Annotated in this window: 17 protein-coding genes; 10 read left to right on the forward strand and 7 right to left on the reverse strand. The window is 64.2% G+C overall.

Features of this window, described 5'->3' with window-relative positions; all coding sequences use genetic code 11:
* Position 1 precedes the first annotated feature (1 nt).
* A complete protein-coding gene (locus WDS16_RS01820; RefSeq protein ID WP_338890060.1) occupies positions 2 to 358 on the forward strand; it encodes a GntR family transcriptional regulator in 357 nt (118 codons plus the stop codon).
* Between the two features lie 66 nt (positions 359 to 424).
* A complete protein-coding gene (locus WDS16_RS01825) occupies positions 425 to 856 on the forward strand; it encodes a DoxX family protein (RefSeq protein WP_338890061.1) in 432 nt (143 codons plus the stop codon).
* 4 nt (positions 857 to 860) lie between these two features.
* Here the strand turns inward: WDS16_RS01825 and WDS16_RS01830 are convergent, their stop codons facing one another.
* On the reverse strand, positions 861 to 2,396 hold the full coding sequence (locus tag WDS16_RS01830; RefSeq protein WP_338890063.1) for a dolichyl-phosphate-mannose--protein mannosyltransferase: 1,536 nt from the start codon (positions 2,394 to 2,396) through the stop codon (positions 861 to 863).
* A gap of 44 nt (positions 2,397 to 2,440) precedes the next feature.
* Between WDS16_RS01830 and rsmI the strand changes: the two genes are divergently transcribed.
* Positions 2,441 to 3,268: a 16S rRNA (cytidine(1402)-2'-O)-methyltransferase gene (gene rsmI / locus WDS16_RS01835; protein ID WP_338890064.1), complete on the forward strand. Its 828-nt coding sequence runs from the start codon at positions 2,441 to 2,443 to the stop codon at positions 3,266 to 3,268.
* A gap of 34 nt (positions 3,269 to 3,302) precedes the next feature.
* On the opposite strand, the gene WDS16_RS01840 is transcribed toward rsmI, so the two are convergent.
* Both WDS16_RS01840 and WDS16_RS01845 read right to left on the reverse strand, forming a co-directional pair.
* On the reverse strand, positions 3,303 to 3,731 hold the full coding sequence (locus tag WDS16_RS01840) for an SRPBCC family protein (protein WP_338890065.1): 429 nt from the start codon (positions 3,729 to 3,731) through the stop codon (positions 3,303 to 3,305).
* Between the two features lie 14 nt (positions 3,732 to 3,745).
* Positions 3,746 to 4,768 carry an alpha/beta hydrolase gene (locus WDS16_RS01845; protein ID WP_338890066.1) on the reverse strand — a complete coding sequence of 341 codons (1,023 nt, stop codon included), beginning with the start codon at positions 4,766 to 4,768 and terminating at the stop codon, positions 3,746 to 3,748.
* A 133-nt stretch (positions 4,769 to 4,901) separates the two neighbouring features.
* On the opposite strand from WDS16_RS01845, the gene WDS16_RS01850 reads away from it, so the two are divergent.
* Positions 4,902 to 6,284, forward strand: a complete 1,383-nt coding sequence (locus WDS16_RS01850; RefSeq protein ID WP_338890067.1) for a wax ester/triacylglycerol synthase family O-acyltransferase — start codon at positions 4,902 to 4,904, stop codon at positions 6,282 to 6,284.
* A 103-nt stretch (positions 6,285 to 6,387) separates the two neighbouring features.
* On the opposite strand, the gene metG is transcribed toward WDS16_RS01850, so the two are convergent.
* A complete protein-coding gene (gene metG, locus WDS16_RS01855) occupies positions 6,388 to 7,944 on the reverse strand; it encodes a methionine--tRNA ligase (protein ID WP_338890068.1) in 1,557 nt (518 codons plus the stop codon).
* Positions 7,945 to 7,964: 20 nt separating this feature from the next.
* Between metG and WDS16_RS01860 the strand changes: the two genes are divergently transcribed.
* From WDS16_RS01860 to rsmA, 3 genes are all read left to right on the forward strand, one after another.
* Positions 7,965 to 8,819, forward strand: a complete 855-nt coding sequence (locus WDS16_RS01860) for a TatD family hydrolase (RefSeq protein ID WP_338890069.1) — start codon at positions 7,965 to 7,967, stop codon at positions 8,817 to 8,819.
* 135 nt (positions 8,820 to 8,954) lie between these two features.
* On the forward strand, positions 8,955 to 10,082 hold the full coding sequence (locus WDS16_RS01865; RefSeq protein ID WP_338890070.1) for a transglycosylase family protein: 1,128 nt from the start codon (positions 8,955 to 8,957) through the stop codon (positions 10,080 to 10,082).
* 52 nt (positions 10,083 to 10,134) lie between these two features.
* The gene (gene rsmA / locus WDS16_RS01870; protein WP_338890071.1) at positions 10,135 to 11,010 is read left to right on the forward strand and encodes a 16S rRNA (adenine(1518)-N(6)/adenine(1519)-N(6))-dimethyltransferase RsmA; all 876 of its coding nucleotides are present in this window, start codon (positions 10,135 to 10,137) and stop codon (positions 11,008 to 11,010) included.
* A gap of 91 nt (positions 11,011 to 11,101) precedes the next feature.
* Here the strand turns inward: rsmA and WDS16_RS01875 are convergent, their stop codons facing one another.
* Entirely contained in the window at positions 11,102 to 12,082 is a 981-nt protein-coding gene (locus WDS16_RS01875; RefSeq protein WP_338890072.1) for a YafY family protein, read from the reverse strand.
* An 86-nt stretch (positions 12,083 to 12,168) separates the two neighbouring features.
* Between WDS16_RS01875 and WDS16_RS01880 the strand changes: the two genes are divergently transcribed.
* From WDS16_RS01880 to WDS16_RS01890, 3 genes are read left to right on the forward strand one after another with little or no spacing between them, the layout of a single operon-like run.
* A complete protein-coding gene (locus tag WDS16_RS01880; protein WP_338890073.1) occupies positions 12,169 to 13,104 on the forward strand; it encodes a 4-(cytidine 5'-diphospho)-2-C-methyl-D-erythritol kinase in 936 nt (311 codons plus the stop codon).
* Positions 13,104 to 14,900 (forward strand): ABC-F family ATP-binding cassette domain-containing protein, encoded by a 1,797-nt coding sequence (locus WDS16_RS01885; protein ID WP_338890075.1) that lies wholly within the window; start codon positions 13,104 to 13,106, stop codon positions 14,898 to 14,900. Before WDS16_RS01880 ends, WDS16_RS01885 begins: the two co-directional genes overlap by 1 nt.
* A gap of 35 nt (positions 14,901 to 14,935) precedes the next feature.
* On the forward strand, positions 14,936 to 15,637 hold the full coding sequence (locus WDS16_RS01890; RefSeq protein ID WP_338890076.1) for a DUF4166 domain-containing protein: 702 nt from the start codon (positions 14,936 to 14,938) through the stop codon (positions 15,635 to 15,637).
* Positions 15,638 to 15,712: 75 nt separating this feature from the next.
* On the opposite strand, the gene WDS16_RS01895 is transcribed toward WDS16_RS01890, so the two are convergent.
* Together WDS16_RS01895 and WDS16_RS01900 are read right to left on the reverse strand one after the other, a co-directional pair.
* Positions 15,713 to 16,348, reverse strand: coding sequence for a hypothetical protein (locus tag WDS16_RS01895; RefSeq protein WP_338890077.1), 636 nt, complete (start codon positions 16,346 to 16,348; stop codon positions 15,713 to 15,715).
* A 226-nt stretch (positions 16,349 to 16,574) separates the two neighbouring features.
* Positions 16,575 to 18,236, reverse strand: a complete 1,662-nt coding sequence (locus WDS16_RS01900; protein ID WP_338890080.1) for a peptide chain release factor 3 — start codon at positions 18,234 to 18,236, stop codon at positions 16,575 to 16,577.
* Between the last annotated feature and the right edge of the window lie 9 nt (positions 18,237 to 18,245).

The raw sequence follows: 18,245 nt of genomic DNA on the forward strand, positions 1-18,245 counted from the left end.
GATGCGTGTTCACATCGATGCAGCATCGAAGGTTCCTTTGTTCGAGCAGGTACGTGTTGGAATACTCGACCAGGTTCGCAGCGGCGAGTTGATCGCGGAAACGAAGATTCCGACCGTCCGAGGGCTGGCGGAGGAGCTGGGTATTGCCCCGCACACAGTGGCAAAGGCGTACAAGGAACTCGAAGCGCAGGGTGTCATCGAAGCTCGTGGACGGCTCGGCACGTTCATCGCCTCGGGCGGCGATCCCACCGAGGACAACGCCGCCCGTGCCGCGATGGCGTACGTAGCAGAGCTCCGCTCGCTCGGGCTCACGGACGACAAGGCCCGGGCCTTGCTGGAGACGGCCTTGCGCAGTTAGGTTGACGCTTCAACCGAACTGTGTCAGGGTTGTGCCGTCCTGTTGCCGTGCCCGAAGGATCCTTACATGAACTCGTCCATCTTCCGCGACATCGCAACCCTTGTGGCCCGTGTCGGCCTCGGGATCGTATTCATCGCCCATGGCTGGCAGAAGCTGAACACCAACGGAATCGACGCCACCAAGGCAGGCTTCGAAGGAATGGGCGTCCCGCTTCCGGCGATATCCGCCTACTTCGCAACGTTCGTCGAACTGGTAGGCGGCGTGGCTCTCGTTCTGGGCATCTTCACCCCGATCGTCGGCATCCTGCTGTTTCTGAACATGCTCGGCGCATTCTTGTTCGTGCACTACGACCTGGGCGTGTTCGTCTCCGAAGGCGGCTACGAACTGGTTGTCGCACTGGGCGTCGGCGCACTTCTCCTCGCCGCAACCGGCGCGGGACGATTCAGCCTCGACGGCGTGTTCGGTGGCAAGACCAGTTTTGTGAAGGCGCGCGCGTAGCACGCTAGCGCCAGCTGGGTAGCCACAGCTGCCGCTGCCACATCTCAGGCGTGATCGGCATGCCCGTCAGAATCGGCCACAGCCAGATGAAGTTCGCGATCACGAGGCCGAGGTAGAGGCATACGAGCATCAAGCCGGTGCCTCTACGTTCGGCCGACGCTCGGGCTCGGCCGATGATCTGGCCGAGAACGAGCGCGAATCCCATGACCATGAACGGCGCTAGCGCGACGGCGTAGAAGTAGTACATCTGCCGGTCGAGCGTCGCGAACCAGGGGAGGTAGGCCGCGCCGTAGCCGGTCAGAACCACCGCGAATCGCCAGTCTCTACGCACGAGCATCATCCACAGCGACCACAGCAGCATGGGGACTGCGAGCCACCACATCGCCGGTGTTCCGATGAGCATGATCGCCTTGACACACGAGGTCGTCGAGCAGCCCTGAACGGTGTCACCCTCGGCGAAGTAGTAGAGCATCGGCCGCAGGCCCATCGGCCAACTCCACGGCTTCGACTCCCATGGGTGAATGTTGCCTGCCGAGTTGGTGAGACCCTCGTGGAAGGTGAGAACGTTGCCGCTGTAGTACCAGAGCGATCGCAACGCCCCCGGCACGAACGAGAACGGTCCGTCGGTGCCGATCTGATTGCCGACGGCGTGGCGGTCGACGCTGGTCTCGCTTGCGAACCACCCTGCGTACGTGCACAGGTAGACGATGACGGGGATGACGACGAGCGCGTAGAGCGCGGGGCCGATGTCCCGGACGGCTGTGCCGATCCAGGGACGCTGGACGCCGTTCGCGCGACGGGCCGCGACGTCGAAGGCGACGGAGAGCAGTCCGAAGAACGCGATGAAGTAGAGGCCGGACCACTTGGTTCCGCAGGCGAGGCCGAGCAGTATTCCGGCACCGAACCGCCACCAGCGCACGCCCATTCGAGGTCCGAATCGACTTGCGTGCATTCGGCCTTCGCTGCGGACCGTTGCCATGCGTCGTCGGACGTCGTCGCGGTCGACCACGAGGCAACCGAGTGCGGCGGTGACGAAGAACGCGAGGAAGATGTCGAGCATCCCGATCCGCGAGGAGACGAACGTGACTCCGTCGGCGATCAACAGGATTCCCGCGATGGCCCCGACGAGCGTCGATCTGGCCAAGCGCCTGACGATGCGAATCACGATCAGCACCAGCATGGTTCCGGCAAGCGCAGCGGAAAAACGCCAGCCCCACCCGTTGTAGCCGAAGATTGCTTCGCCGACCGCGATGAGCTGCTTGCCGACCGGTGGATGGACGACCAGACCGTAGCCGGGGTTGTCCTCGATCCCGCTTCCGGTCCATACCTGCCAAGCCTGCGGGGCGTAGTGCTTCTCGTCGAACACCGGAGTGCCCGCATCGGTCGGGTAGCGCAGCATCGAGAACCGGGTGATCGCCGCGATCGCCGTGATGACGAGCGTCACGATCCAACCCCGTCGACGGTCGGTGTCGCGATAGAAGTCGGCCGCGGGTGCGCTCGGGCCGGGACTGACGACGAACCGCTCGGTCAACAAGGCCACGTACCGATCGTAGGGGGCGGTGGGAAGTGCGAGAGACTGGGAGGATGCTGATCCTTGCCGCTACCCCGATGGGCGACGTGGGTGACGCGTCCCAGCGACTACGCGACGCGCTGGCCACAGCTGATGTCGTCGCAGCTGAAGACACCCGCCGGACCAAACACCTGGCGTCGGGACTCGGGGTGACGATCACCGGAAAGGTGGTCAGCTTCTACGACCAGGTCGAGACGGCGCGCCTTCCAGGTCTGGTCGACGCCGTCCGAGACGGCAAGTCGGTCCTACTGGTCACGGATGCGGGCATGCCGTCGGTCAGTGATCCTGGATACCGTCTTGTCGCTGCATGCGTCGACGCCGACCTCCCGGTGACGTGTCTGCCCGGCCCGTCGGCGGTGACGACGGCGCTGGCGTTGTCCGGCCTGCCCGTCGAGCGTTTCTGCTTCGACGGGTTCCCGCCGCGCAAACAGGGCCAGCGAAGCAAGTTCTTCGAGTCGCTGAAGTCCGAGTCGCGCGCATGCGTCTTCTTCGAAGCCCCCCACCGCCTCGCTGCGTGCCTCGCCGACGCCGTCGCAGTTCTCGGTCCCGATCGGCGGGCCGCGGTCTGCAGGGAGCTCACCAAGACATACGAAGAGGTGAAGCGTGGAACCCTCGGGGAACTCGCCGCGTGGGCCGAAGACGGCGTGCGCGGCGAGATCACCGTCGTTCTTGCCGGTGCCGTAGCGGTGGCATCGGAACCGGAAGATCTCATCGACGACGTCGAACAGCTCGTGGCGTCGGGCATGCGGTTGAAGGATGCATGCGCGCAGCTGGCTGTCGGCGGCGTCAGTAAGAGGGAGCTCTACGAGGCTGTTCTCGCATCCAGGTCGGCAGGAGTGTAGCGAAGCGGAATGACACGGATGGTGAGTGGAGTGACTAGCCGAGGACCTGCTGTCGTAGTCCTTCGGTTGCGGCCTCGAGAATTGTCTTGGTGCCCTTCTTCACGAGGAACCCCGGGATCGGGATCTTCGGGTCGACGGTCAGCGAGAATTTCACGTGCGTGCCTTTGGCCGTCGGGGTGAGTGTGTACTCACCGTGCTGAGCCTTCTGCTGGGTGCTCTCGACGAGAGCCCAGATCACCTTGTTGTCCGACCATGTGTACTCGACGGTCTGCTCGTCGTTGATTCCGAGGATCGAGACCTCCATCTTCACGTGATGGGGCTTTCCGTCGTCGAATCGGTCGACGACCTCCACCTTTTTGTGGACGGGTGACCACGACGGTATTCCTTCGACATCTGCGAGCACTTCGAGTACTGCTGCCGCATCGGCCTCGATGTCGACCTGTTTGTCTGCTGTGACTGCCATGGGGACAACGTAACTCAGGCGGAGTCCTGCGCAACCCGAATCGCGCTACGCGACCGAACGAACTGGCCGATGGTGTGTAAAGCGCGCTGCGCTTCGGGGAGAAAGTCGGCGGCCTGGAACACGTGGACCTGGTCTTGCCAGACTTGTAGTTCGCAATCGACGCCTGCGGCCACCAGTCGGTCGGCCATGAGTTCTGCGTCGGCGAGCACGATTTCGGTCGAGCCTGCCTGAATGAGAACTGGCGGAAGGCCCGTCAGATCGGCGTCGACCGGCGACACCCGTGGGCCGCGGGTGCCCTCGACGACGATTCGGGCTTCGACGCGGTCGGCCAACACCGTGAGCGCGGGGACTGCACCTGCGGGGAACACGGCGCATCGGGAGGCGTTGTCGTGCTCCAGCTTGCCCGTCGGATCCATGTTGGTCAGTGGGGACATCGTGAAGATGCCCGCCGGCGTCGGAAAGCCGAGATCGCGCAGCATCAGAGCGACCATGAAGGCCAGGTAGCCTCCTGCTGAATCGCCTGCGATGAAGATCTGGTCCGACCGATACCCGGAATCGAGGAGGTACCGGTAGCCCTCGACTCCGTCTTCCACTGCGTGCGAGATCGGGTTGCGCGGCATCATGCGGTAGTCCACGGACAACACGGGCGCATCGACGCTCTGGGAGACGCGAGAGGTGAGCCGTCGGTGCGTGTTCAGGCCGCAGCAGACGAACGCGCCGCCGTGCAGGTACAACACGACTCGGTCGTTCCCGACGCCCTCGGCGCGGATCCATTCCGCCTCGCACTCGGCCAACATCACGGACCGATATTCGGTGCCCTTCAACGGCGGGACCAGCATTCCCGCGTAGTCGACGAGTCCCATGGGCCAGGGGAGTCCAGGCGCCTTCGACCACACGGTCAGGAAGGGCCGGACCGTGAGCTGCAGGTAGATCGCGAGAGCGCGTGAGCTCACGCTGCGGCCGCGGACATCGACCCTGGTGGAGGCACCGATCGGCGACGAATTAGGCTGTTTCAGTGCGGAGAGCACGGTGTTCATCGTCCTCGCCTCCTCTCGTCAACTTTCTTGGGACCCTCTGTAACAGACAATATCCTGTGACCTAGGTTGTCTAAACGTGAGATCGTGTTCGATGTCACACCGTGATCGAAACTAGGCGCAAAGGTGATCGCACATGGCGCTCATGCCCGTTACTGAATCCGTGTTTCTGATCGCTGAGTCCAGAGAACACCCGATGCACGTCGGCGGACTGCAGTTATTCGTACCTGCTGGGGAACCTCACGACCTTGCCGAGCTGATCCACACACAGTTCACAACGGGCGAGGTGCACGAGCTGTTTCGCAAGCGTCCTGGGCGGCCCGTCAACGTCATGGGCTCGCTCGCCTGGTCACGCGAGGACGATATCGACTTCGAATATCATGTTCGACGCGTGGTCCTGCCTGCGCCCGGACGTATCCGCGAGCTATTTCAGTTCATCTCCCTCAATCACAGCACCCCGCTGGACCGCTACCGGCCGATGTGGGAACTGCACATCATCGAGGGGCTCGCGGACGGGCGAATCGCGCTGTACACCAAAGTGCACCACTCGCTCGTCGACGGTGTTTCGGCGTTGAAACTCATGATGAACACTCTGACGACCGATCCCGACGATCGGGGCGGCGTCGCAACGTGGGATCCGTCATTGTTCCGTGCGAAACCGGCCCCCAAGCCCTCGACCGCCCTCGAGACGGTGGCGGGCAGCCTGTCGTTGGGGCGCAAGCTTGTCGGCGACTTGGCGGACTTCGTACCGGCCGCTGCGCGCCTGGGTGTGCGCGCGTTGAAGAACGAGGGCGCCCAGCTGCCGCTGCGCGCACCTCGAACGATGTTCAATGTGCCGATCGGCGGCGCTCGACGGTTCGCCGCCGAGAGTTGGTCGATCACGCGAATGACCAAGGTGGCCAAGGCATTGGATGTGACCCTGAACGACGTCGTCCTCGCCATGTGTGCCGGTGCCTTGCGCGGATACCTCATCGATCAGGATGAGCTCCCCGAATCACCTTTGATCGCAATGGTTCCCGTGTCTCTTCGCAAGCCTGGGGAAGACAGAGGCGCGGGTAACTCGGTGTCGACCATCCTGTGCAATCTCGGTACGCACGAATCGGATCCGCTCGATCGGCTGGCGTGTATCACCGACTCCACCGTCAAAGGCAAGGACATGATGCGGGAGTTCAACACTCTCGAGTCCTTGGTGTTCGGGGCCGCGACGATGTTGCCCCTGCTGTTCGGGCCGGTCCCAGGATTCGTCAACAACACGCCGCCGCCGTTCAACGTGATCATCTCCAACGTGCCCGGCGCGAAGGATGAATTGTATTGGAACGGAGCGCGTCTCGACGGCGTCTACCCGGCCTCCATCGTGGCCGACGGTATGGCGCTCAACATCACCGTCGCCAGCAACGGAGACTCGATGAATTTCGGGCTCATCGGGTGTCGACGAAGCGTTCCGCACCTGCAGCGGATCCTGACGCACCTCGAGAATTCGCTCGGTGAGTTGGAGAAGGCGGTTGCTGCTTCCGCTTGAATGGACCCAGCTAGCTATCTGATCGTATGGATGGCGCATTCAAGCGATGGTTCTGTTCGCTTGAATGCGCCTCGCTAGCTATCTGACCGTATGGATGGACCATTCAAGCGGTCTTGACCTCGTACTTCGGAAACACCGGAGACGGCGCGGGCAGCGCCTCGCCCGGCACCATGCGTGTGGCGATGTCGACGAACTCGTGGGCTGGATCGCCGAGCAGTTCGAGGATCCGGGCTGCTGAACCGGGCATGACGGGCTGCACCAGGATGCCGACGATGCGCAGGACCTCGAGCGTCACGTACAGCACTGTCGCCATCCGATCCGGATCGGTCTTGCGCAGCACCCATGGCTCCTGCTGCGAGAAGTAGCGGTTCGTTTCGCCGAGCACCGACCAGATCGCTTCGAGCGCAGTATGCAGTGCCTGCACGTCGAATTCCTTGCGGCAGATGTCGAGCAGAGCGTCGGCGCGCGCGAGCAGAGCCTCGTCGTCGGGTGTGAACGGGCCTGGCGTCGGGACCTTTCCGTCGAGGTTCTTGGCGACCATCGTCAGTGAGCGCTGCGCGAGGTTGCCGAGCTCGTTGGACAGGTCGGCGTTCATGCGCGTCACGATTGCTTCGGCGCTGTAGCTGCCGTCCTGGCCGTAGGAGACCTCGCGCAGCAGGAAGAAGCGCAGCGGATCGAGACCGAACTCGTCGACGAGTGCGAAGGGGTCGACGACGTTGCCGAGCGACTTGGACATCTTCTCGCCCTTGTTGTTCAGGAATCCGTGCACGAACACGCGCTGGGGCAGTTCGATTCCGGCGGACATCAGGAATGCGGGCCAGAAGACCGTGTGGAAGCGGGTGATGTCCTTGCCGATGATGTGCAGGCTTGCGGGCCAATACTTCTGGAACTTCTCCGAATCGGTGTCGGGGTAGCCGACGCCGGTGAGGTAGTTGGTCAGCGCATCGACCCAGACGTACATGACGTGGTCGGCATCGTTCGGGACCTGGACACCCCAGTCGAATGTCGTTCGCGAGATCGACAGGTCCCGCAGACCGCTCTTGACGAAGTTGACGATCTCGTTGCGACGGGTATTCGGTGCGATGAAGCCTGGGTTGCTGTCGTACAGCTCCAGCAGCTTGTCCTGATAGGCGGACAACCTGAAGAAATACGACGCCTCCTCGGTCCACTCGACGGGCGTGCTGGTTTCGGTCGCGATTCGGGTGCCGTCCTCGGCCAGGGTCGTCTCACCCTCGGTGTAGAACGCCTCGTCGCGAACCGAGTACCAACCCGCGAACGCGTCGAGGTAGATGTCGCCGCGCTCGACCATCTTGGCCCAGATGGCCTTGCTGGCCTCGTGGTGATCGGCGTCGGTGGTGCGAATGAACCGGTCGTAGGAAATCCCGAGAGTCTCGTCGAGCTTCTTGAACACGTCCGAGTTGCGGGCAGCGAGGTCTCGGACGTCGATGTCTTCCTTGACGGCCGTCTGCTGCATCTTCAGCCCATGCTCGTCGGTTCCCGTCAGGAACATGACGTCGTAGCCGTCGAGTCGTTTGAATCGGGCGATCACATCCGTCGAGATGTACTCGTAGGCGTGTCCGATGTGCGGCACGCCGTTCGGGTACGCGATCGCGGTCGTGACATAGAAGGGGGGCCGTGAGGCATCAGCTGGCGCAGTCATGGTGCGCCTACTCTAACGACGTGACCAAAGATCGTCCTGCACCACCATTGCCCGAACGTCTCGACAGCCTCGTCGACGCCCATACCCATCTCGACGCTTGTGGTGCCTCCGACGCCGCGAGTGTCACTGCGATCCTCGACCGGGCCGAGTCCGTCGGTGTCGGGAGAGTCGTCACCGTTGCCGACGACCTGGAGGCTGCACGTTTCGCTGTGAACGCGGCGCACTGGGACTCTCGCGTCTGGGCAGCTACCGCGATTCACCCGACGCGCGCCAACGTGCTCACCGACGATGTCAAGGCCGAGATCGAGGCACTGTCGTCGGATCCCCGGGTGGTCGCAGTCGGGGAGACCGGGCTCGACTATTACTGGCCGGGGAAGCTCGACGGGTGCGCGAGCGTGTCGGAGCAGCACGACGGCTTTCGCTGGCACATCGACTTGGCCAAGCGGCTCCAGAAGCCGCTGATGATTCACAACCGCGAGGCCGACGACGATCTGCTGGCGGTGCTCCGAGCCGAGGGAGCGCCGGAGACCGTCATCTTCCATTGCTTCTCGTCCGGTCCGGACATGGCGCGTGCGTGTATCGACGCCGGGTACGTGCTCAGCCTGTCGGGGACGGTCAGCTTCAAGAATGCGCATGCGCTCCGCGAAGCCGCTGCGTTGATTCCCGACGACCAGTTGCTGGTGGAGACCGATGCGCCGTTCCTGACGCCGCATCCTTTCCGCGGTGCGCCGAACGAGCCCTACTGCTTGCCATACACCGCGCGTGCACTCGCGGCGATTCGTGATCGAGATCCGGTGGAGTTGGCGGCGAAGGTAACGGCGAACGCGGAGAGGGTGTACGCGCTCACCGCCGTGCAGGTCGCAGGCCCTGAGTAAGCAGTGACTGCCTGAGGTGATCGTCTGCGTAGTGCGGCGCAGAGTTGCGGGATGTCCACCGATTCGTTACCGTACCGTGATCCAGCCGGCAAACGTTCCGCGCAAAGGTAACGCCGACGATCTCAGGAATCACTTGTGTCTAGTATCGCCCGCCTCAACTCCACCAGGTCGCTCACGTTGTACCTGGTGGTGGCCGCGCTGCTGGTAACGCTGATTGTCGGGGGCGCCACCGCAGTCGCTCGTCACAAAACGGTGACGATCGACGTCGATGGCGAAATGATCACGCTCAGCACGATGACTTCGGACGTCGACGGCGCGCTGCAGGCAGCCGGATACGAAGCAAGTGACAAGGATCTCGTAGCGCCCTCGGGCAAAGAACCTCTGTCGGATGGTGAGACGGTCGTCTACCGGCGCGCTCGCGAATTGAACGTGACGGTGGACGGCCAGCCTCAACAGATCTGGACGACGGCATTGACCGTCGACGAGGCACTTCAGCAGATGAACCTCGCCGAGGACGTGCACGTGTCGGCCTCGCGTGGCGAGCGGCTTCCACTCGAAGGCACCGAACTCGACGTCGCGCTCCCCAAGCAGGTCTCGCTCGTCGACGGCGCCGCTCCGGCCACTCCCGTGACGCTGGCTGCGCCTACCGTGCGCGAATTGCTCGAAGAAGCAGGCACGCCGCTCGAACAGGCCGACTCGGTCACACCGGGCCCTGACGAGAAGGTTGCCGACGGCGTCGAGATCGTCGTCACCCGTGACCGCACCGAAACGAAGACCGAGACCACCGATGTCGACCCGCCGGAGCAGCGCATCGAGGATCCGACGATGAACATGAGCCGAACCGTCGTCGAGAACCCCGGTGCCCCCGGACTCTCCGACATCACCTGGGAGATCAACACCGTCAACGGCGCCGAGGTCGGCCGCGAGAAGGTCGACGAGGACGTCAAGGTTCCGGCGCAACCGAAGGTCGTCCGCGTCGGTGCGAAGCCGGGTACAGAGGTCCCGCCCGTCGAGAACGGTGCGACGTGGGATGCGCTCGCTCAGTGCGAGGCAACTGGCAACTGGGCGATCAACACCGGCAACGGCTTCTACGGTGGCGTGCAGTTCGATCAGAACACCTGGGAGCGCCAAGGCGGCCTCAAGTACGCACCACGCGCCGACCTCGCCACCCGCGAGGAGCAGATCGCCATCGCATCGGTGACGCAGAAGTCCCAGGGCTGGGGTGCATGGCCCGCATGCACCGCTCGCCTCGGCTACCGATGACCCACTCACTCCGCGGGCCCCGGGTCTGGAACAGGTGCGTAGAGTTTTCACAGTGCTTGAACATGTGAGGGAACCTGCGGCGCTGCTCGGTCCCGCAGAAGTACGATCTCTCGCCGCCGAGTTGGACGTACGGCCCACCAAGTCGCTCGGACAGAACTTCGTCCACGACGCCAACACCGTGCGCCGCATCGTCGTCTCCGCCGGCGTCGGGGGAGCGGACACCGTTCTCGAAGTCGGCCCGGGTCTCGGATCGCTGACGCTCGCGCTTCTCGACGTCGCCGACGCCGTCATCGCCGTCGAGATCGATCCCAAGCTCGCCGGGCGGCTCCCGCAGACCGTAGCCGAGCGTGCCCCCTCGCATACCGAGCAACTCACGGTGGTCGAGTTCGACGCCCTCCGAGTGACCGCGTCGGACATCCCGGGTGAGCCGACGGCGCTGGTGGCGAACCTGCCGTACAACGTGGCCGTCCCAGTTCTGCTTCACCTCTTCTCCGAACTGCCCTCCCTGCGCACAGCCATGGTGATGGTCCAGGCAGAGGTAGCCGACCGGTTGGCCGCCGATCCGGGTAGCAAGATCTACGGCATCCCCAGCGTCAAGGCGAACTTCTTCGGAACCGTGAAACGCGCAGGTTCGGTAGGCCGTTCGGTGTTCTGGCCGGTGCCGAAAGTGGAGTCGGGGCTCGTTCGGATCGATCGGTACGCCGAGCCACCATGGTCGATGGACGACGCCCATCGACGGAAGGTCTTCGCCGTGGTCGACGCTGCCTTCGCGCAGCGCCGCAAGACACTGCGTGCCGCACTCGCTGGCTGGGCCGGATCGCCCGTCGAGGCGGAGCGGCGTCTTCGGGAGGCAGACATCGACCCCTCGGCACGCGGGGAGACACTCGACGCCGCCGCGTTCGTCAGGTTGGCGGGAACGCGCCCCTGATCGCCTTGGCCGCCGGCCTTCTGATCGCCTTGGCCGGCCCCTGATCGCTTGAATGGTCCATTCATACGGTTAGATAGCTTCCGTGGTTCATTCAAGCGGGCAGCTCGAGGGCAGAGCTGTACCGCCGACTGAGCAGCGCATGCCTTTCCGCCATCCGAGCACATTCCTCACGCAGCTCCGGCGGATCGAGGACGGTGAAGTCGGTGTCGAAAGCGGACAACCACCGCGCGATCGACGGCAGCGAATCCCCGGACAAGATGATGGTGCAGGCGTCGTCGCCGCTCGATTCGAGGGTTCCCCACTCCTCGTCGACCATCGGCGCGATGGTCTGGATCGAGGCGTGCAGCTTTATTCTCGCCTGCACCTGGCTGAATGCGCGGTCGATTCCGGCGGCGACGAATGCCGCGGCGCCGCCGGTCGGAAGTTCCCGCGGGGAAAAGCGAGGGCCCGTCGGGATCTTCGGTTGCAGTCGGTCGACGCGGAAGGATCGCCAGTCCTCGCGCATAAGATCCCATCCGAGCAGGTACCAGCGGGCACCAGCCCGAACGAGGCTGTACGGCTCCACCTCGCGGCGGGCTTCGGTTCCGTCGTGCGTGCGGTAGTCGAATCGCAGACGTTCGTGGTTGTGACAGACACCGGCGACGACCGACAGGACCGACGCGTCCACCGCAGATCGTGGGGGCCTTTCGACGACATCGATACGTAGGGCGTCGAGCCGGTGCCGGATGCGCGACGGCATGACCTGACGTAGCTTCGTCAGAGCCCGCAACGAAGCCTCTCCGATGCCTGCGACCGAGTCGGTTGCCGCGGACTGCAGCCCGAACGCCACCGCGAGGGCCTCGTCGTCGTCGAGCAGCAGCGGCGGCATCTCGGCGCCCGCTCCGAGTTGATAGCCGCCTCCGACTCCTGCCGTCGCGTTGACCGGGTACCCGATCTCGCGCAGCTTGTCGACGTCGCGCCGCACCGTCCGAGGTGTCACCGCAAGCCGTTCGGCCAAGTCCGCACCCGCCCAGTCTCGACGTGTCTGGAGCAGAGACAACAACTTGAGCAATCGCGCCGATGTTTCCCGCATACATAGATACTGACATCGATTGCGGACTGTTCCTGTCCTCGATGCTGGTTCTTGCCGACCCTGTTTCTCCGATACTGTTGACTACCGTGCTATCAGTCGTCCACAGCCCCGTCGTTGTCCGGGCTCCATCGAAGGTCAACCTGCACCTGTCGGTGGGTGATCTGCGTGACGACGGCTATCACGAACTCACGACGGTGTTCCAGGCCCTGTCGCTGTCCGACGAGATCTCGGTGGTGCCGTCGCAGGGTCTGCGCGTCAACGTCAAGGGCGCCGATGCCACGAAGGTCCCGACGGACGAGCGAAACCTCGTATGGAAGGCCGCCGTGCTCCTGGCCGACTCGGTCGGTCGTGAACCACTCGTCGAGATCACCATCGACAAGGGCATTCCGGTTGCGGGTGGCATGGCCGGTGGTAGCTCCGATGCGGCCGCCACTCTCGTCGCACTCGACGCGATGTGGAAGTTGGATTTATCCCGTAGCGAACTGACCGACCTCGCCGCGAAGCTGGGAAGCGACGTCCCGTTCGTTCTGCACGGCGGCACCGCGGTCGGAACCGGGCGCGGCGAGAAGCTGCTCCCGGTGTTGTCCCGCAACACGTTCCATTGGGTTCTTGCGCTGGCCAAGGGCGGATTGCAGACTCCGGCGGTGTTCGGCGAGTTGGACGAACTCAGGTCCAAGGGCAGCCCGCCTCGCATCGGCGCGCCCGACGCGCTGATGCAGGCGCTCGCCAGCGGTGATGCGCACGCACTTGCGCCATTGCTGGGCAACGACCTTCAGGCCGCGGCGACATCGCTGCTTCCGCAATTGCGCCGAACGCTGCGCGCGGGCGTGGCTGCGGGGGCGCTGGCCGGAATCGTGTCCGGCTCCGGTCCTACGTGTGCATTCCTGTGCGCCGACGCCGACACCGCTGTGTCGGTCAGCGCTGAACTGTCCGGTGCGGGTGTCTGCCGCACGGTGCGTGTCGCGAGCGGTCCCGTTCCCGGTGCTCGCGTTGTTACTAGTGAATCGATTGGTTTCCCCTGATGGTCAATCTCGTCAATCTCGAAAACGTCTCCAAGTCCTTCGGCGTGAAGCCGCTGCTCGACGGCGTGTCCCTCGGCGTCCAGGAGGGCGAACGCATCGGCATGGTCGGCCTCAACGGCGGCGGCAAGACGACGACACTCGAAGTGCTCGCGGGCATCGAACCACCCGATTCCGGTCGCGTGAGCCGCGTGGGCGGACTCCGCATGGCGGTCGTGACGCAGCGCGGGGTATTGCCGCCCGGGTCGACCGTCGGGCAGGTAGTGCTCGACCCGCTCGACATGGCCGAGCACGAGTGGGCCGGGGACTCGCGCGTCCGAAACATCCTGACGGGCATCGGAATCGCTGACCTCGGACCGGCAGGCAGTTCGGGTCTCGACGCCCCGATCGACAACCTGTCCGGCGGCGAGCGTCGCCGTGTCGCTCTGGCAGCCGCGCTGGTTCAGGATCTCGATCTGCTCGTACTCGACGAGCCGACCAACCATCTCGACGTCGAGGGTGTGCAATGGCTTGCCGCGCACCTGGTGTCGCGTCGCAGCGCGCTCGTCGTCGTCACTCACGATCGATGGTTCCTCGACACCGTCGCCAATCGCACGTGGGAAGTGGTCGGCGGCGGTGTCGAGGCCTACGAGGGTGGCTACAACGACTGGGTGTTCGCGCGGGCCGAGCGGTCCCGCCAGGCCGACGCATCCGAGGAGCGGCGACGCAACCTCGCGCGCAAGGAACTGGCCTGGCTGCGCCGTGGCGCTCCGGCGCGTACCTCCAAGCCGAAGTACCGCATCGAGGCGGCCGAGGCTCTGATCGCCGACGTTCCCGCCCCGCGTGACTCCGTCGCGCTGTCCTCGTTTGCTCAGCGCCGGCTGGGTAAGGTCGTCATCGAGCTCGAGGACGCGCGCCTGGAGACCCCTGACGGCCGCGAATTGGTCAAGGACTTCACCTGGCGTCTGGCTCCCGGTGAGCGCGTCGGTCTCGTCGGCGTCAACGGGTCCGGTAAGACGACGATGCTCCGCACGCTCGCCGGTGAACTGCAGCCCGCTGCCGGTAAGCGCATCCAGGGCCAGACGGTCAAGATCGGTTGGCTGAAGCAGGAGTTGGACGACCTTCCCAAGAAGCTGCGTGTTCTCGATGCGGTCAAGGAAGTGGCCGAGCGGATCACCCTGGGCGACAAAGAGATTTCTGCTGGGCAACTCGCGGAGCGGCTCGGCTTCACCCCGGCGCGTCAGCGCACCCCGGTCGGAGATCTCTCCGGCGGTGAGCGTCGTCGGCTGCAGCTGACTCGCGTGTTGATGGCCGAGCCGAACGTGCTGCTGCTCGACGAGCCCACCAATGATTTGGACATCGACACCCTGCAGCAGCTCGAGGACATCCTCGACGGTTGGGCGGGCACTCTCGTCGTCATCAGCCACGACCGGTATCTGATCGAGCGCATCTGCGACTCGACGTGGGCCTTGTTCGGTGACGGAAAACTGACCAACCTGCCCGGTGGCATCGAGGAGTACCTGCGTCGGCGTTCCGTCATCGCGGCCGATGCAACCCCCGATTCACTCACTACGGGCGGAACCGCAAAGAAGGCCGTGCGCGACGCGGCCTCGGAGCGGGCGGCACGCAAGGAGCTGAGCAAGCTCGAGAAGCTCGTCGTCCGGTTGTCCGATCGCGAGATCGCGCTGCATGCCGAACTGGTGACGGCTGCGTCGGATTCGGGCAAGCTACTCGAACTCGATACCGAGCTCAAGAAGGTGCTCGCCGATAAGCATGTCGCAGAAGAGCGCTGGATGGAATTGGCCGCTGAGCTGGATTAGCGCCGCCGGTTGCGATCGATACGTACGGTGTGAGGATGGGAACTGGATCGCACACGACGGCAAGTTCCGTCGTCAGAACAGCGCTCGGATCCGACTTCGACAAGTTGCACCCGAAGGTTCAGTGGCGTTTCGGTTTGTCCTCCGCGGACAACAGGTGCCAGCTGGGCGTCGGGGTCATGGAAGAGATGCGGCACTCCGCACTGGTGCCGCCCCCGGTTCTGTGGCTCGGAGCCCGACGCGGCCTGTTCCCGGCAGGGAAGGCGAACGACGTCCCGTTCACCATCGCGAACTACGCCTACGTCGACGACATCGGCCGGGAGACGCTCGCGTTCGTACGCAGGTTCGCCTTCGCCGGCAAGCCGCAGGGAATGAACTCGATCATGGTGACTCCTGCTCGCACAGCGACACCTGACTTCGCGCTCGACTACCTCGGGTACTCCTCGGACATGATCGTCCACACACAGTGCAGCGTCGACAGCGACGGCAGTCTGGTGCTCGACAGTGACGCGCCGCGAGTCCTCGGTGTTCGTATCCCGCAATTCGCTTCGGCGCTGACGTCGGCTCGCGAATGGTGGGACGAGAGCGAGCAGCGCCACCGCATTCGAATCGACGTGACGAGCAAGACACTCGGCACGCTGTTCCATTATCACGGGTGGTTCACGGCAGAAGACCGCTCGTGCACAGCGTCGGAGATCCCCGAAGATGCAGTGCCGTCCCGGCTCGTCGAGCGAGAATGATTCGGGCACAGCAAGGAACCCTCTGGTACTGGAACTAGCCCAGCCAGAGGCGTTCCGACGCCAAGTCTTACAGGATCAGCGGTAGCCCTTGGCAGGGTTGAGCAGATCGAGGACGATGGTCTGACCGTTGGACCGGACGTGGATCTCCGGGTTCTGAAGGCCACCGGAGACGAGGTATTCGCCCAGAAGCTGCAGGAGCTCGTCAGGTCCGACCGAGGTGTCGGGGGTACGGATGTCGCCGGTGCGGCTGCCCAGCTCGTTCTGCGTCAGGCGGCCGGCGATTCGCACCGATGCAACGCCCATCGCAGTACGACGGTCCGGAGCGCCGCCGCGTCCGGTGCCCGTGGGGGTGGCGCTTGCGTTGGCGGCGGACGAATGAGTGGAACGGCCGTTTGTAGGCAGGCCGTGCTCGGAGATCTGATCGCTAGTAGTCACTTCAACCTCGTTCGAATCCTTGGAGGGCTGCTTTGGCGTCGTGCTGGGGTCGTGCTTCGTCACGGTCTTCGATGCGGTCTTCTCGCCGGTCTCGGGTGGAACTGCTGTCGCATCGTCGGTCGGTTCGGTGGCTGCGGCCTCCGCCTTCTCCTCGGGTGCGTCCGACTTCGACGGTGACACTCCGACGGCCAACTTCGGCGTAGGCGTGCTCAAACGATGAGCCGGTGCCTGACCGATCTTGATTCCCGCCAGCGGATAGCTGGATCCCTGCGTCATAGCGAACCCTGTGTCATTGCCAACCCCACATCGGATGTTTGAAGCTCTTCGGATACGTGAACCCCGCGACTGCCGAGAAACATACTCGAAGTCCGTTCGGACCACCGAAGAATAACACTTCACCGGTTTATGGGGATATCTTGGGAATATTGTGTCCGTTTTGCACGCGGACAGGCATCGCACAGCCACACCCCATGAACCTGAGCGTCGAGCAGTTGGATCAGAGCTATTCGCCTGCGGCGACGAGCGGCTCCAACGTCAGCTCGGGCATCTCTTTCTCCAAATATTGCAGTCGCCACTTGTCGCTGACGAGAGCGAGCAGCGCCCCATCGGTGCGCGTGAAGACTTCCACGCCGCGCTGACGGCCGAGCTCGACAGCCGAGTCTGCGTCGGTACGCCTGGCCACCGAGTAACCGAGGGGCTCGAGCCGGGCGTCGACGCCGAACTCGGTCTTCATCCTGGCTGTGACGACCTCGAACTGCATCGGTCCGACGGCGGCGAGCACAGGGGAGGCGTCGCCGCGAATATCGTTGCGCAACACCTGGACAACGCCTTCGGAGTCCATCTGTTCCACTGCGCGCCGGAACTTCTTGTACTTGTCCGCGCTGTCGACGCGCAATGCGGCGAAGTGTTCAGGGGCGAAGGACGGAATGGGTGGGTACTCGACCTTCTTCTCGCTGAACAACGTATGTCCGGGAGCGAGGGTCGTCGCGTTGACGAGGCCGACGACATCTCCCGGGTACGCGTTCTCGACTGTGGTCCGCTCGCGGCCGAAGACCGTGAGCGCATACTTCGTCGTGAACGGTTTTCCGGTCTGGGCGTGCGTGACCACCATGCCGCGTTCGAATACACCGGATACTACGCGCATGAAGGCCAATCGGTCACGATGCGCGGTGTCCATCCCGGCCTGGACCTTGAACACGACGGCGCTGAACGGATCGGTGACCTCGCGAACACCGCCCGTGACGTCGTCGCGAGGGCCCGGAGCCGGCGCCAATGCGACGAGTGTGTCGAGTATCTGTCGGACGCCGAAATTCAGCATCGCAGATCCGAAGATAACCGGCGACGTTTGGCCTGCGAGGAACATTTCCTGGTCGTGTCCCTGGCCACTCGAAACGAGCAGCTCGCTCTCCTCCAGCGCAGTCTCCCAGTCCGCGCCTTCGCGCGCGGCAGCGGCGTCGGCGTCCATGAGTTCCTCGGGGGCGATGGTGGCCCCGCCTGCGGTACGGGTGAAGCGGATGTAGTTGCCTTCCCGGACGTCGAGCAGTCCACGGAAGTCGCCCGCGATGCCGACCGGCCAGTACAGCGGCGTCGGCGTCAGTCCGATGCGCGTCTCGATCTCGTCGAGGAGTTCCAGCGGCGACTGACCCGGGCGATCCCACTTGTTGATGACGGTGATGACCGGAATGCCGAACTGGCGGCACACCTGGAACAGCTTGAGTGTTTGGGGTTCGAGGCCCTTGGCTGCGTCGATGAGCATCACCGCGGCGTCGACGGCCGTCAGCACCCGGTACGTGTCTTCCGAGAAGTCCGCGTGGCCAGGGGTGTCGACGAGGTTGATGACGTTGATCTCGTCGACCGTCGGGTCCACCTGGTAGTTGAACTGCAACGCCGTGGAGCTCACCGAGATGCCGCGAGCCTTTTCCATTTCCATCCAGTCCGAGACGGTGGAGCGTCGGCCTGCCTTGCCATGGATTGCGCCGGCCTCGGAAATGACGCGAGCATGCAGCGCGAGCGCCTCGGTCAGCGTGGACTTACCGGCGTCGGGATGCGAGATGACGGCGAACGTGCGGCGACGCGTGACCTCGCCGGCAAGCTCCTTGTGAACGCTTTTGGGGGCCGACTCGGTGGGGGTAGTGCCGGTGTCTACCGAATCGGGCGTACTCAAGCGAACCTC

The sequence above is a fragment of the Rhodococcus sovatensis genome (assembly GCF_037327425.1).
In the GTDB taxonomy this organism is placed as follows: domain Bacteria; phylum Actinomycetota; class Actinomycetes; order Mycobacteriales; family Mycobacteriaceae; genus Rhodococcoides; species Rhodococcoides sovatense.